Origin of the sequence: Runella limosa DSM 17973, from assembly GCF_000482465.1 — a bacterium.
Taxonomy (GTDB): domain Bacteria; phylum Bacteroidota; class Bacteroidia; order Cytophagales; family Spirosomataceae; genus Runella; species Runella limosa.
The window spans coordinates 1-15371 of record NZ_AXVJ01000058.1 but is presented as its reverse complement, the minus strand read 5'-3'; the positions used below and the strand labels follow the sequence as shown (position 1 = coordinate 15371).

Genomic DNA, 15371 nt, shown 5'->3' with positions numbered 1-15371 from the left:
ATTTACTTAGCTATTTCTATGTCAATCACCGAACCTTCGGACGATGACTGGAGTTGTGTGGTTCCGCCGATGATTCGGCTACGTTCTATGATGTTATGAAGTCCAAATGCTTGGGTACTCGACAGGGTTTTTGCCACGTCAAAACCGACGCCGTTGTCGCGAATTTGTAAGTGGATTTTTTCGGCAGATTCGGTCAGGGTAATTTTAGCCGCGTGCGCTTTGGCATACTTGATGATGTTGGTCAATGCTTCTTGGGTGATGCGGTATAGCTGCAATTCGGCCTCCGAACTCAGCGAGCCTTGGTAGTCAAACTCGGTGCTAACCATCAGGTTATGTTGTGCTTGAAACCGCTCTGTCAGTTGTTCAATGTTGGGCTCTAATCCAATTTTGTCAAACATCACGGGGTGCAAGTTCCTACTAATGATTCGAACATCGTTGATGATTTGGTCAATCTTCGTATTTATCACCTCGGGGTCTTGTTTATCACTTTTTTTGAGCGACAACAGTTCATAATTAATACTGTCGTGTAAATCTCCTGCAATTCGCTTGCGTTCTTCTTCCGTTTTTTCTAAAAGTTGTTTGGTATAATGTAAGTTTCTTTCTTTTTCGGTCTGCAATTGTTTTTTTCGTTGCCACAAAATAAAATACGCCACAAAACCCGAAAGTGTAACCAAAATGCCTATCAGGATAAGGTTTTTTTGTTGTTCATTTTTTAAACTTGACTGGTAGAGTTTTTCGTTGATTTTGCTTTTTTCTTGTTGGTATTTCAATTCACGGTCTTTGAGTGCCGACAGATGTTCTTCTTGTTTATAAACGGTATTGAGCGAATCGTAGATTTTGAGGGCGTTGAAAGCCGCCGAAATATTGCCTAAGCGTTCGTAGGATCTGTACAGCTCTTCGTAGGTATAAAGCCCGTATTTGGTGATTTTGCAGGAGTCGGCGGCTTTGAGCGACTGGGCGGCGGCTTTTCGCATTCCTGCTTCGTTACCCATTTTTTCGTAGAGCTGAATGAGCTTGGTATAAATCATCGGTACGTCGCAGGTGCTGCTGCGTTGCAGGTGCGTAAGTGCCTCATAGTAGCGTCGTTCGGCGCTGGGGTAGCGTTTTTTCAAATACAGCAAATAGGCTTCCTGCATGTTGATTTTTGCCCGTTGTTCTTCGTCCAAATACTGGTAGTTGGTGCGGGCAAGTTGCTGCATTCGCTGGTCGGCTTCCTCGTAGCGATGGGTATCAAATAAAACGTATGCTTTTTGGCAAGAAATGTTGGCTTCAAAGTAGGCGCGGTGGGTGGTTTTGCGGCCATATACCAAGGCCGAGTCTAGCTGCTCCAACGTGGAGGTGTAGTCAAAGAGCCGTTTGTAGGTGTGCGAAAGGTACAAAAAAGCGTAGAAACGGTCTTCGTTGGAGGTCGTGGGGGCATCAATCAAGCGGCGAAGGAGGACAATCGACGAGTCGTATCGAAATGCGTTATTGAGTACATAAACCTCAAGTCCTAGCTTATTTATTGACGAACTGGGCAGCGGACTCGGTGCTTCTTGTCCCTCCACCCGATGCAAAGCTATCAACCAAAATAAACAGAAGTAGATGATTTTCATAACATTCGATCCGAAAACAAGTGTAATACTTTACTGCTGATATTCCAAAAAATAAGGGTTAACCCTTATTTTTTTTTGTTTTTTTTAGCAGATCTTTGTGTTGTACATACAATTACCCTACTTTGTTATCATCTTGCCTAACCTCACCCCCCCCCTTCTCCTTTCTGGAGAGGGGGGGAAGGGTAAAAGTCAGAAAAATATTTATACTGAAATGTGATTTTTATTTTTAATGGCATATATTCTCCTTAAAAAACCATAAAAGTATCCAAAAAATAAGGGTTAACCCTTATTTTTTTTATTTTTTTTCGCTATTTATTTGTGACTTCAAATTTAACGTACTATCCAATCAAGTTTTTTTGTAGAGAAAAATTCCTAATTCAGCATAAGCTCTTTAAGTCTATAAAACTTAGGAAGCCTGACCCAGCACGCATGAAGAAACGGTGCTGAATGTGCTCAAAGTAAATTAAAATGTAGTAGCTTTAATATCGTAGTGCTTAGAGGGCCTCCAATCTTTGGAGGCTCTCTTTTTTGTAAAAACGGTCGAAAAATGACTTTTTGTAACTGCCTGATAATCAGCGAGTGGAACATTAGAGCAAAAGATTGGAACATTAGAGCAAAAGAAAATTGGGAAAATGGAACATTAGAGCAAAGGATTGGAACATTAGAGTTAACACAATTTGAGAACGCAGATGTATGTTTGTGAGCGCACAATCGCGGTCTAAATCAATACACTATTACCCTTTTCTCAACCATGACAAAACTCTCCATCGTCGTCATTTTGGGGGTCTTATTACTGCTTTGTTGCATCTAAAAAAACAGACACTCCAATTCCCTTTTTATCAAAAAACTCTAATTTTTTATGAAACAGCTATTACATCTCTTTTGGGTACTCTTGCTGAGTCAGCAAGTTTTTTCCCAAACCATTACTTGGACAGGAGCAACCGACACTGATTGGAATACTGCATCCAACTGGTCAACCAATGTGGCACCCGCAGCTGCCGATAACGTGTTTGTGCCAGGAAGTTTGGCGCGTTATCCTGTGTTGAACAGTACAACTTCCATCAAATCGCTCGCCGTGCAAAGTGGTTCTTTGTTGACAATCAATGCGGGCATTACACTAACAATCTCGGGTGCAGGAGCGGGTTATAGTATTGATCTGACTGGTACTATCCAAAACAACGGCACTATTGCTATCACTGCTACCTCGGATGCTGTTTATTTGCAGGGTAATGGCCAACTTAACAACAACACTGGCGCAACCCTATCGGTTATATCCACGGGTAATTACGGTGTTAAGATTTTCAATTCGGGGGTATTGACGAACCAAACGGGAGCTACTGCTATTATCGAGGGAAATTCGGGTTCTATATATATGAGCGGAGCGAATACCCCCACCGAAATGGTGAAAAACTACGGAAAAATGACCTTGGCAGGCCAAATCGAAAAATCCACTGATACCTTTCACAATTATCCTTGCGGGGTTGTTACCCTTACTAGGGGCGAAGTCTATAATACTGGCTCACTCCTCAACGAAGGCTTTTTCAGCGCTGCCGCTAACCTCAATGGACTTGCGGCCGATTTTATCAATAATGGCATTATTTACATTGGCGGAGGCCCGCCTTCTTATACCAACAATGCCATTAGAATTTTCAATAACGCCACAACGACGAGTATTTTTGAATTTGGAACAGGCAATAATTTAACGGTGGAGGGAATCTATAAAAACGATGCGGCTACGACCTCGGCAGGAAGTTACAACCAAGCTACCAATACCTTCTCCCCCGTAGGAGTGCCAGGAGGAGTCCAAACACTCTACGCCAAAATTACGCGCCCAGGGGGGACTTGCCCGCAAGTTGTTCCTTTTTCGATTGATTTGCCTGGGTTTCTTACGCAGCCCGCTCCTCAGTCAATATGTCCTGGGACAAATGCCGTATTCTCGGTGACAAGTACGGGATTTACGAGCTTTCAATGGCAAGAGTCGGCCGATGCGGCTTTTACGTCTCCTACCACTATTTCTACGGGCGGGATTTATACCGTCAGCTCTACCACCGATGCAAGCAGCCTGACCGTTGCCCACAATGCAGGTGTGAATGGAAAATATTACCGATGCGTAGGTAGCCCAGGAGCTATTGCTTCCAATGGTGCCTTGCTGACCGTAGTGACGGGCTCAAGTGCCACCATCGCCTACGCAGGGTCGCCGTATTTGAATGTAGGTACGGCTACGGTCACTTTTACGGGTACTGCGGGGGGGAGTTTTAGCGCACTGCCATCAGGACTGTCGCTTAACCTATCAACGGGAGAAATTAACTTAGCGACTTCCACCCTCGGTGCTTATACCGTAACTTACAGGGTAGCTTCTTCGGGCGGATGCCCTGATTTTGTAACTACCACGTCTGTGGCAATTAGAAATACGGGCAGACCTTACGTGTGGACGGGAGCGGCCAGTGTCCAATGGAATAACGTAAACAACTGGCTGGTGGATGGAAATATTCCAACCGTTTTGCCCAAGTTTGGCTCCCTCGAAGGAAACCCAGTGGAGATTCCTGTGGTGGGTAGTGGGCGTTATCCCGAGGTAACTACCACGGAAGGTGCGCGTAAAGTGACCATCGCTGCCAATGCTAGTTTGACGGTTAAGAATGCAGGTAGCTTACGAATCGAAGCAAGCGATACCGACGGCGTTACCAACGCAGGGACGTTCACCAACAACGGAACGGTGCTCATCGACTCTTCTTATAACGACGGTTTTGTCAACCAAACGGGTGCTTCACTCATCAACACCAACGCGTTTACGGTGCGGATGGGCACGGGTAACCGTTTCGAAAACTACGGTAGCCTCAACAACAGCGGCACATTCACCATCGGCGGAGGGCTTGGGATAGCCATTCTCAACCACCCAGCGGCCACGATAACCAATAGTTCTACTTTTCGGGTGAGTGGAGGATTGACGGGTGGCATACTAAACCAAGGTACAGTCGATAACTCGGGGCAGTTTACGATGACTGGGGGTGTTTCGGGAACGTTATTTATCAACCAAGAAACGGTAAAGAATCGCCCGGGAGCTACCATGAATGTACGTAACCATGATGCACTTCTGTTTGATAACCAAAAACTACTCGAAAATGAAGGGAGTTTTAATGTAAATGGAACGTTTGATAGGGGCTTTGTCAACCGACTAGGGGCAACCTTACGAAACAAGACGGGGGGCGCATTTGATGTGTCGGGAGCTCCAAAACTCCTATTTCGGAATGAAGGCTTACTCGAAAATAACCATGTATTTAGCTTGTCTGGTAGTGCAGAAGATACTTGTTTCTACAATTTACCAACGGGGGAAATCGAAAACAATGCTACTTTTAGGATGAGTGGTGTCGATGGGGGGATTCTCAACTTGGGTAAATTTACCCACGGCTCGGCAGGAACTTTAAATTCAGAGGGAATGGGTGGTATAGCATTTAAAAATGGTGGTACGTTTTTGAGTAGTGCCGGGTGTGTAATTACTCACACTTCAGCCAACGACCTACTTCTGAACCTGCCAAATGCGGTGTTTGTAAATAAGTGTGCTACAACTTTTGGAAGCTCAGGGAATCCAGTTATCAATCAAGGACGATACACCCATACGGCGGGGAGTTTTACGGGCGGGGTTTTGAATATCATTCTGCAAAATTCAGCTTATGCGGAGGTCAATGTGCCCTTTATTTCGACGGGGGAGATTGGAAAATGGTTTGTCAATAGTGATACGTTGATTTTAGGGCCTCAGACAACCGTTACAACCAACCTTCCTTCAAAACACGGTACGCCACTGACCAATACAAGCACAGGCTATGTCCATTCACAAGCTGATTTTACAATCAGTTCTGCCACGTCCATAATCGAGAATGCGGGCAAAATGGTGTTAGGCAGCCAATCAACGCTTATCGGCACCGACATGGGTACGCCCATCATCAATACAGGAAACCTGACCAACGAAGGCCGTGCCAATTTTAACCGTTTTGGAGGTTATGGGATTGATAACTCGGGGACGTTTGTCAACAAAGGGCGCTTTGAAACTGGCAACAGCGACAAAAGTATTCTCAACAACGGTGGCACGATGGAAAACTCGGGCGTGATGGAGATCGATTCGGTCTTTAGAGATGCCATCTTACAGCAAGGTAGCGGTAGCAGTTTTACGAATACCGCCACGGGACAAATAAACATTGATTTTGTGTTTGGTAATGGTATTAACAATACCGCTGGTGGTTTTGTCAACAATGGTGAAATTATGATTGCTCAAACCGATACCATTGCGCTCTCGGGAGTCACGAATGCAGGGACGTTTCAAAACAACAAACTCATGCGCATTGGCGGCCTAGGTAAAATCAAACAGCATGGGTTGTACAATACAGGTACGTTTACCAATACCACCAATAGCCAAGTGTTTCTGCAAAGTGCCGAAGGCTCGGGTATTACCAATCAGGGCGGAACCATCACCAACCAAAGTTGCGCTTATATCGAGTCTCTTCCTGCGATTCTCAACGCGGCGGGTACTTTTAGCAACGCTGGAATTATCAAAAAACGAAAAGATAACGTTGTGGCAGTTAGTACGATTAGTAGCAACTCGGGCAAAATTATCAACGAAGACACCGACGCTTTTAACGTAACGGGCACCAATAGCGGTGCTATAATCAGCATTACCAGCAGCAGCGCGTCTATGTCGTTGTGCGCAAATACCCGTACGCTCACTGCGACTCCCTCGGGAGGTACTTTTAGCATTACAGGGCCAGGAACACTGGCTGGAAGTTTGCTCACGGCCACGGGAGTTGGCACGATTGTCGTTAGTTATGCGTACAACAACGACCCAAGTTGCCCGTATTCGGCCAATCAAAACATCGAAGTTGTTTCAACGACCAGTCCCACGGGCCTACTCACTTGGACGGGCGCAGTAAGTACTGATTGGAACACGGCCTGCAACTGGTCACCCGCCAGCGTACCTACCGCTACCAACGACGTAGTGATTCCGAATACGACCAACAAACCCACCATCAACACCGCTGCGGTAGCTAAATCGGTGGAGGTGCAAGCGAGCGCGGTGCTGACCATTAATGCTACTAGGAGCTTGATAATTAATGGGTCAAGGGTGTCTGGAGGCGGTGAGGCTGGGTTTTATAATGCAGGAACGGTACAGAACAACGGGCAGCTTGTACTTGGAAATACAGGGAGTGTCGGAGCAACAGGTATCAACAACCTCGCTACTTTCAATAACAATACAGGCGGAGAAATCAAGATAGATAATTCTACGCAAGTTGGTTTATACAATCTTACTGGTGCTACCTTTACGAATGCCGCTAAACTCTTCATCGGAGCTACTGCCAATGTGGGTATTCAAGGCATCGTGAACGATGGGGCTTTCCATAACAACGCAGGAGAACTAACGATTGATAGGCCAACCCAAATAGGGATTTTTAACCAAAACGGCACATTCAACAACGCCGCAAAACTTACCATCGGTGGTGTTGAAAGTACTGGAGAAAGAGGGATTGTCAATTATAACATTTTTAGCAACAATGCAGGTGGTGATATTAAGATTGATAAAGCCTCAAAAGTTGCGTTGGAAAGTGGTGTGACGTTTACTAATTCAGCCAAAATTACCATCGGGGCTACAAGCGGAAGTCAAAGTGGCCTACTCATTGGAGGTACTTTTGATAATACTACGGGTGGAGAAATTACGATTGATAGAACTACGTTGGATGCGTTATTTAATTCTGGTTCCTCATTTAACAACGCGGGTAAAATCACCATCGGAGCATTGGCCAGTTTGGGTAGCACTTCGGGGTTGGGTAACGTAACTGCGTTCAATAACAACGCCTGTGGCCAAGTTATCGTTGCCAGCGGTACAGTATTGAATGATGCCTCAGGAAGTTTCACCAATGCGGGTCTCGTCCAAATCGCCAATAACCTTGAAAATATTGGTACTTTCACCAACAACGGCGTATTAAAATACGGTACGCTCACGGGTACTGTAACCAACGCCACTAACTCATCACTCATCGTCAACAACACCCCTACACCTATTTTTACGTACGGAGGCAGTTATAATGGTGTGATCAACGGGATTTTTACCGATGCCAACGCTACGGTTTCGGCAGGAGCGTTTACGGCTCCCAATACGTTTGTGCCTTCGGGTTTGCCCGCAGGTTCGCAAACGTTGTACGCCAAAATCACGCCTCAAGGGAGCGCGTGTAGTTTTGTGGTGTCATTTACGTTCAATAATACAGCACTTGCTCCCGTGTTTACAACCCAGCCCACGGCAGTCACCCGTTGCGCGGGTAGTTCGGCGAGTTTTACGGCCGTCGCTACCAATGCCACGGGCTATCAATGGCAGTTGAGTACGGGCGGTGGCTGGAGCAATGTGCCTGCATCGGCTCCTTATGCCAATACCACCACGGGCACGCTTGCTATCAGCGATGTGACGGGCTTGAATGGGTATCAGTTTCGTTGCGTAGCCATCGGCGCAATAAGTAATACCAATTCTGACCCAGCCAGTCTAACGGTCGTCAGCAAACCAACAATTACCCTGACGGCTTTGACGCAAACATTGGTGGAAGGCAATAACCCTGTTCTCTGTGATACAGATGCGAATCCTGTTAACGGTTTGCAGTTTACGGTTTCGGGTTTGTGTGTGGTGGGTTCGCCTGTTTGGCGCGTGCAGGTAGGCAGTGGCGCATGGAGTGCGTGGTCAGCAACTGCCCCAGTTTCCCAACCCTCCAATAACCAACCCCACCGCTACCAAGCGGCCTGCGATGCGAGTTGCCCGAGTACTTATACTTCACCGATTGAGTTGACGATTAATTACCGCGCATCTACACCTCAAAATGTATCGCTGTTGGTGGACGGTGTGACGGTAGCCGTGGGTGAGACCAAAGAAGTGTGTAGTTTGGTTACAATTCCGCTGACGTTTAATGCCAATTGCGCAGCGGGTGAAATCGTACTTTACTCATTGGATGGTGGTGAATATTCATCGGGTGTGCCAACGGGCTTGGTGGATAATCAGTATCACAATTACCGCGTTCGCTGCCGCAAATCGGACGGAACGCCATCTTGCATAGAATCTGAATCAGGGGTAATGCGCTTAAAATTAGTGACTATTCCATCGGCTCCGATGGTGTCGTTGTCATCGACAAGCAGTTGTGATGCGACGGCTAGTTTCAGTGGACAATCATCATGCGGAAGTTTGCGAACAGTTTGGTACAATGCAACTACGAATGTGGCTTTACCAAGTTTGCCTTCTACCGTTCCAAGTGCCACGACGTCATACTACGCTCGTTGTCAGACCGAAAATGGCTGCGTGAGTGAAAAGAGCAATGTCGTGACGTTTACTTTGACACCAACGCAAGTAGCGCCTGTAATTACGGCTTCGCAAGAGATTGTTTGCACAGGAACGACGGTCACCATTTCGGCCAACTGCCCCGCAGGTAGCCAAACGTTCTGGAACACGGGCGTAACTGCGCCAAGTTTTCAGGTAGCATTTAATAACGTCACCAAGCAAACGTACTGGGCGAAGTGTCTATTTGAAGGCGGTTGTCAAAGTTCAGAAAGTGTTCGGAAGGATATTTATTGGAATGCTTTTGTGGTGACGTTGATCAACGTAGGTGAAACCAAATCGTCGGTGAAACCTGCGAATGACAAATCGTTGTGGAGTAGCCAGTTCATCACGCGCGATGGCGGGCCAGAGTTGGAGCAAAGTACGCAAGTAAACCCGACGCTGTATTTTGTTGAAAACGCCAACAAAATAGCGCCCCGTTATTGGACAATCAACGTAGAAGCCTGCGGCTTGAGTACGGACGGTTCATTAACTTTTGATATGTTGGCGACACCAGAAATGGGTGTGATTCGCTCGTTCAACACGCACGAGAACAATGCACCTTACTTCATGTATGCCAACCGCGAAGGCTGGACGGAGCTTTATGCCCAAAACCACCCTGCCTACGGATTTTACCAAGACAACGGTGCGGGCGGCAACGTATATGATGCAGGGTTACCCAAAGGTTTATACAAACTAGGTATTCGTTATTGGGACATGAAAGGCTGGGGCAGTATTTATCCTTCAACGCGCAAGCCGCAAGGGAATGTGTTGGCTTACCAAGAATACTGGTTCCGTATTCAATCGAAAGACGGTGTCGGCGTAGGAGCAGCACGTACAGCGGAGAGCGGTAGCGAAGAGAAAGGGGTATTAGTTCCCCCATTGGGACGGTCCGCCGCGCGGGGCAGGGGGCTGGCTGTCCTCCCCAACCCAGTCACCAACATCCTCCGCCTCCAAGTACAAAACAGCAAGGGACAAGTAGTACAAACTACTTTGAACGATGCAACAGGACGTGAAGTCTTGCGTCGCCAATTTGTACCCGAAACCAACACCCACCAAGAGGAGTTTGGAGTGAGCGAGTTACCTACGGGAATGTACTTCTTGAAGGTATCGACTTCCGAAAAACAAGCTACTTTGAAAGTGGTAAAGGTGGACTAATTTGCTTCTGAAATACAACGATAAAAAGGGGGCAAACTTATTGCCCCCTTTTTATCATATACATTCCCAAAAATTAGCCATTAAACGGTGTTTTGTCAAAAATGAGCTAAAAATTGTTCAAAATGAGTTAAAGATTGTTCATTTTGAGATAACACTTGCATTGTTTAGTCCCATAGCTTTGTGCTTTAAACATACGCTACTCATGAAAAAACTCTTTACATCTTTGCTACGTTCGCTATTGATTTTTCTTTGCGGTGCGACAACCGCGTTTAGCCAGACATTTTGCGTAGGCACGGATTCACCCACAGGTGGCTCACCTGGAGTTATTACCTCTAGTTTCGCGCAAAGCCTTACAATGGGCGCTGGCTGTTCGGGTGTTTTTGCTGGACTGGTGGTTGATTTAGGCTCCGTTACCAATGCTGGTGGTGCTGTTTGGACATTGGAAATTTTCCAAGGGAACGGGTTTGGAGGAACTTTATTATATACCCAGACCGGTATCACGCTTACTGATATAGGTGGTGGTCACATTTTTATCAATATTGCAGGCGCTAGCGAATCTAGAGCTTTCACTGGAGGAAGTCAGTACACCTTTCGGGTTTCGACCTCTACGTCCAGTTCTGTTACTGTTTTTCGCAATGAGACCAGTTTCTACGCGGGTGGCCAAGGATATACTAATAATTCTCCATTTGGAACAAACGGAGATATCCTAGATTTCAACATCTTTACCCAGGCCGCTACCACTTCATGCGGTGCTGCCACCCGTTTGTATGTCAAACACAATGCCAGCGGTAGCAACAACGGTACTTCTTGGGCGAACGCCTACACCAGTCTGCAAAGTGCCATTGATTATGCGCGTGGCTGTAGCAATATTCAGGAAATTTGGGTGGCTTCGGGCACTTATAAACCTTCTAAAGACAAAACGGGTAATGCCAGCCCCACTACTGTGACCAATAAGACCTTTTACGTGGACTTCCCTGTAGCCATCTATGGAGGCTTTGCGGGCGGAGAAAATGCGCTTTCAGCCAGAAACGTTAGCTCGAATGTAACTGTGTTGAGTGGTGATATTGATAACAACGATGGCGCAAGCCCTGCAGTCGTTTCGACTGATGTACAGGGATCAAATGCCAAAATTGTTGTTCATATCCAGAATGTAGCCAATGGAGTGACGGTAGATGGATTTACAGTGGGTGCTGGGGCTGACAATGGCATTTTTAACGAAGGAACTGGCTACCCTTTTGGCTCCAGCGCTACGATTCGCAACTGTAAAATTCAGGGCAATACGGGTTCGGCCATATTGAATAGAGGTAATCTTAGTTTTTTCTCTGCGGGGAAGGCTACTTTGTTGGTAGAAAATTCCAGCATCTCTGGCAATACGGATAATTTTGAGGCGCCAGGTATCGATTGTAACTCAAACGGAGGAATGACGAGTACCACAGTCAATAATTGTACTTTTTCCAATAATACCTCCACCGGAAGTAGTTATACTGGGGCTTATCATGAACATGCCCCAAGCGGGAACGGCACGGCTACTTTTTCAAACTGTATTTTTAGCGACAATAACAGCACGACCACAAATGGAGCGGCAGTCCACGCCAATGGGCTTAATTCGGGTAATATCAATCATACCTTTACCAATTGTGTGTTTAGGAACAACACCAGTGCGGGTAAAGGTGGCGCTTATTATGCCAATGGTGCGTCTAGTGGACGGATCACTACGGTATTTACCAATTGCACTTTTTATGATAATGAAGCGACTAACGGTGGCGGGGCAATCGCTTATACAACAAGCGTTAGTCACACTTCCATGTTGCTCCGTAATTGTATTTTATGGCAAAACCCCAACGAGATTCTGCTGGAGGGCAATGCTTTAATGACGCTTTCGTATAGTCTTATCAATAGCACCAGTGCTCCTTCTGGGGTCATCTCGACTGTTGGCACACTTTTTAACACCGATCCATTGTTTGTGGATGCAGTGAACTTGCGGTTACAGAACTGTTCACCTGCGCGAAACTCAGGCACTTCAAGCGGTGCTCCTAGCACAGACTTGGACAATAACGCCCGCCCTGCGTTGGGGGGCTATGATATGGGGGCTTATGAAGCACAAACGGGTAACGCACCTACGACCTATTACGCCGATGCGGATGGCGACGGTTTTGGGAATGCAGCCGTGAGTCAACAAGCGTGTAGTCAGCCAGTGGGTTATGTGGCCAATAATACGGATTGCAACGATAATAATATTTTGGAAAGACCAAATCAAGTATGGTACAAAGATACTGATAATGATGGCTACGCCCAAACGGGGGCAGCTACCATGACGCAGTGCGAGCGCCCGATAGGCTATAAAGTAGCGACTGAATTGTTAGCCACCAGTGGAGATTGCAACGACAACAACAATGCCATCAAACCTGGAGCTACCGAAATCTGTGATGGTATTGACAACAACTGTAACGGCTCCACAGACGAAGGTGGCATTTGTTCACCCGACTATACCATCAGCACGACAGGCGGTGTCATTACTATCACCGACTTAGCGGGCAATGGCGAAACACTCAACATTTCAGAAAGTGGTGCTAATATTCGCTTTGCCACTGTACCTGCTACCCGAACTTACTCCCTCAATGGCGGCACAATAACGGCTTTCAGCACGCCTGCCAACGTAGCACTTTCGGGGGTTTCTAGCATTGTGGTCAATACTGATGTAGGGAACGATATTATCAACGTAGGTGGATTTTCTTCTGCCAATCTACTCCCCAGCTTAACCATTAACGGAGGTATTGGAGACGATCAAGTGAATTTTAACGGTGATATTACTTTTTCTACTGATGCCAACCTAGACGTGGATTTGCAAAACGATAATGCTACCCCTGGTACTGATCAGGTATCTTTTACCAACAGCGCCAATTTAGTGCTTTCTGGCACTGGTGCTGCGGTGATAAAAGCGAGTCGCAACATCGCCTTTAGCAATGGTACTGCTTCTCTCGAAACCACCAACGGCAACTTGACCTTGGAAGCCAACCAGCAAGCTACGGCCAGCACGGGCAACTTCGTGGGCGTATCGGTCAATGGTGCTACGGTACGGGTCAACGGTACAGGTACACTCAGCGTCAAGGGCAAAAGTGGCACCGATTCAGCCATCAATCAATTTGGAGTAGTTGTCCAAAATGGAGGTGTGATTAGTGGGGGCACCAGCGCCACAGCTACCATAGAAGGTTCAGCGGGGGCTGGATCGGCCAATAGTAACATTGGTGTATATGTAACGGGTACAAATGCACGTATCACCTCTTTGGGGGGAAATGTGTCCGTCATCGGTTTGAATAACAGTGCAAGTGCCAGTTCTACTTGCCGAGGTGTAGCTGTAGGTACCAATGGAACAATCACTGCGGGTGGTAGTGGGAATGTAAGTGTGAGTGGTACGGGTGGCGCAGGTAGTGGTAATTACAATGCAGGAGTCTATGTAGCGGGTAATACAAGCACTATGATTACTTCCTCTGGAGGAAATGTGACAGTTACTGGTACAGGTGGTGGTAGTGGCTCTGGCAATAATAATTATGGAGTTTGGCAGGAGTTAGGCGGTACGATTACAGCAGGTGGGAGCGGTTTGGTAACGGTAAATGGTACTGGAGGCAATACAACGGGAGGTGATAATTATGGAGTATATGTAAGTTCGGGTCTTGCGCAGATTACTTCCTCAGGTGGCGCAATCAGTGTAACCGGGCAAGGTGGTGGTGGCACCTCAACAGGCGAAGATAACATTGGCGTTTTTGTTGATTCTAATGGCTTAATTGCTGCTAGTAGTGGAAGTGGTAGTGTAACGGTAAATGGTACTGGAGCAAATACAAGTGGAAATAGAAATTACGGGGTATATGTCAGTGGATCTGGTGCACGTATAAGAAGTTTTAACGGCAACCTCAACATCACTGCACAAGGCGGAGGTTCAGGCACATCACAGAGCAATATGGGGCTGGCTATCCTTAGCAGTGCTCAGGTATCGTCAACTGGTAGCGGCCACGTAATAATACAAGCAAATGGTAGTGCAGGGGCGACAGGGCACAGCAATTATGGCCTCTATGTAGAAGGCGCGAGTAGCTTAATCACCTCTTCTGGCGGAAATGTGACAATCAACGCCACAGGTGGAGGGGCTGCTCCATCTAGTTATGGTGCCAGTATAGCTTTCGGTGGGCAGATTAGTGCTGGTGGTATGGGAACGGTAACTATTATTGGCCAAGGTGGGGGAGGTAGTGGGGGTAATAATTATGGTGTACAAACATTCGCTTCTAGCAGTCAAATCACATCAGGTGGAGGCGATATCACCATCACAGGTATTGAAGGGGCGGGCTCAAATAGCTTTGGTATTTACCACTTTTCTCCAGCCGCCATCACAACGGCTACCAATGGAGGTAATATAACACTGATAGCCAACAGTATGAATTTTGCAGGTACGGTCAGTACCCAAGTACCAGGGGGTAGCACCACGTTGCGACCCTATACCAACAATGTCGCCATCAACCTAGGTACGGCGACAAATACGACAGGCGGCCCCTTGGGTCTCAGTGATACTGAACTCGACCAAATTACGACAGGTACGCTTGTTATCGGTCATGCCAACAGTGGAAACATTAATGTTTCCGATGCTATCACCCGCCCAACCAGTACCAACGTACAACTGATTAGCGGTGGTGATGTGCTCATCAGCAATGGGGGCTTCGATACGGGTGGTGGTACGATGTTACTCGACCCAGGTACTTCGCCAGCGGCAGTGAAACCCACCTTCAACGGTACAGACGTAACGGCCAGTACGTTGTCTTTTGTTGGTGATTTAAGCATTGCTATGAATGGAACCACTTTAGGTAACGGTACGGGCAGTACTTATACCCAACTCAAAGTAACGGGAGCTGTTAATCTCTCGGGGGTAAATTTGCTTTTGACGGGTTCATACGTACCTACTGGTGGTGAAACCTTTACCATTTTGGACAATGACGGTAGTGACGCCATAGTAGGAACATTTACGGACTTATTGGAAGGAGCAACGATTCCTAATTTCAGGGGAAGTGGATTAAGTGCGACCATTACTTATGTAGGAGGTTCGGGGAATGATGTGGTGATAACGGTAGCTTTACCTTGCCCAACGACAGCTGCTGCAGGTTCAGACCAAACGCCCGCATGTGGAACGACGCAGGTAACTTTAGCAGCCAATACGCCAACGGTAGGAACGGGTCTGTGGACTGTGGTGAGTGGTACGGGAGGCACGTTTGGTGATGCCAGCAGTCCGACCTCAAGTTTCACAG

General features: G+C 46.9%; 3 protein-coding genes. 2 read left to right on the top strand and 1 reads right to left on the bottom strand.

The window, feature by feature from the left end:
* Positions 1-2 precede the first annotated feature (2 nt).
* The gene (locus K339_RS0106490) at positions 3-1595 is read right to left on the bottom strand and encodes a tetratricopeptide repeat-containing sensor histidine kinase (RefSeq protein ID WP_028522890.1); all 1593 of its coding nucleotides are present in this window, start codon (positions 1593-1595) and stop codon (positions 3-5) included.
* Positions 1596-2454: 859 nt separating this feature from the next.
* Here K339_RS0106490 and K339_RS0106480 point away from each other — a divergent pair.
* Positions 2455-10086 (top strand): DUF8693 domain-containing protein, encoded by a 7632-nt coding sequence (locus K339_RS0106480; protein ID WP_028522889.1) that lies wholly within the window; start codon positions 2455-2457, stop codon positions 10084-10086.
* Between the two features lie 202 nt (positions 10087-10288).
* Positions 10289-15371 (top strand): beta strand repeat-containing protein (locus K339_RS0106475; RefSeq protein ID WP_157607499.1); only part of this gene is annotated, 5083 nt, incomplete at its 3' end.

Excerpts from the sequence above, each read along its gene's own strand:
- K339_RS0106490 (WP_028522890.1), bottom strand. The coding sequence starts at position 1,595 with ATGAAAATCATCTACTTCTGTTTATTTTGGTTGATAGCTTTGCATCGG.
- K339_RS0106480 (WP_028522889.1), top strand. The coding sequence starts at position 2,455 with ATGAAACAGCTATTACATCTCTTTTGGGTACTCTTGCTGAGTCAGCAA.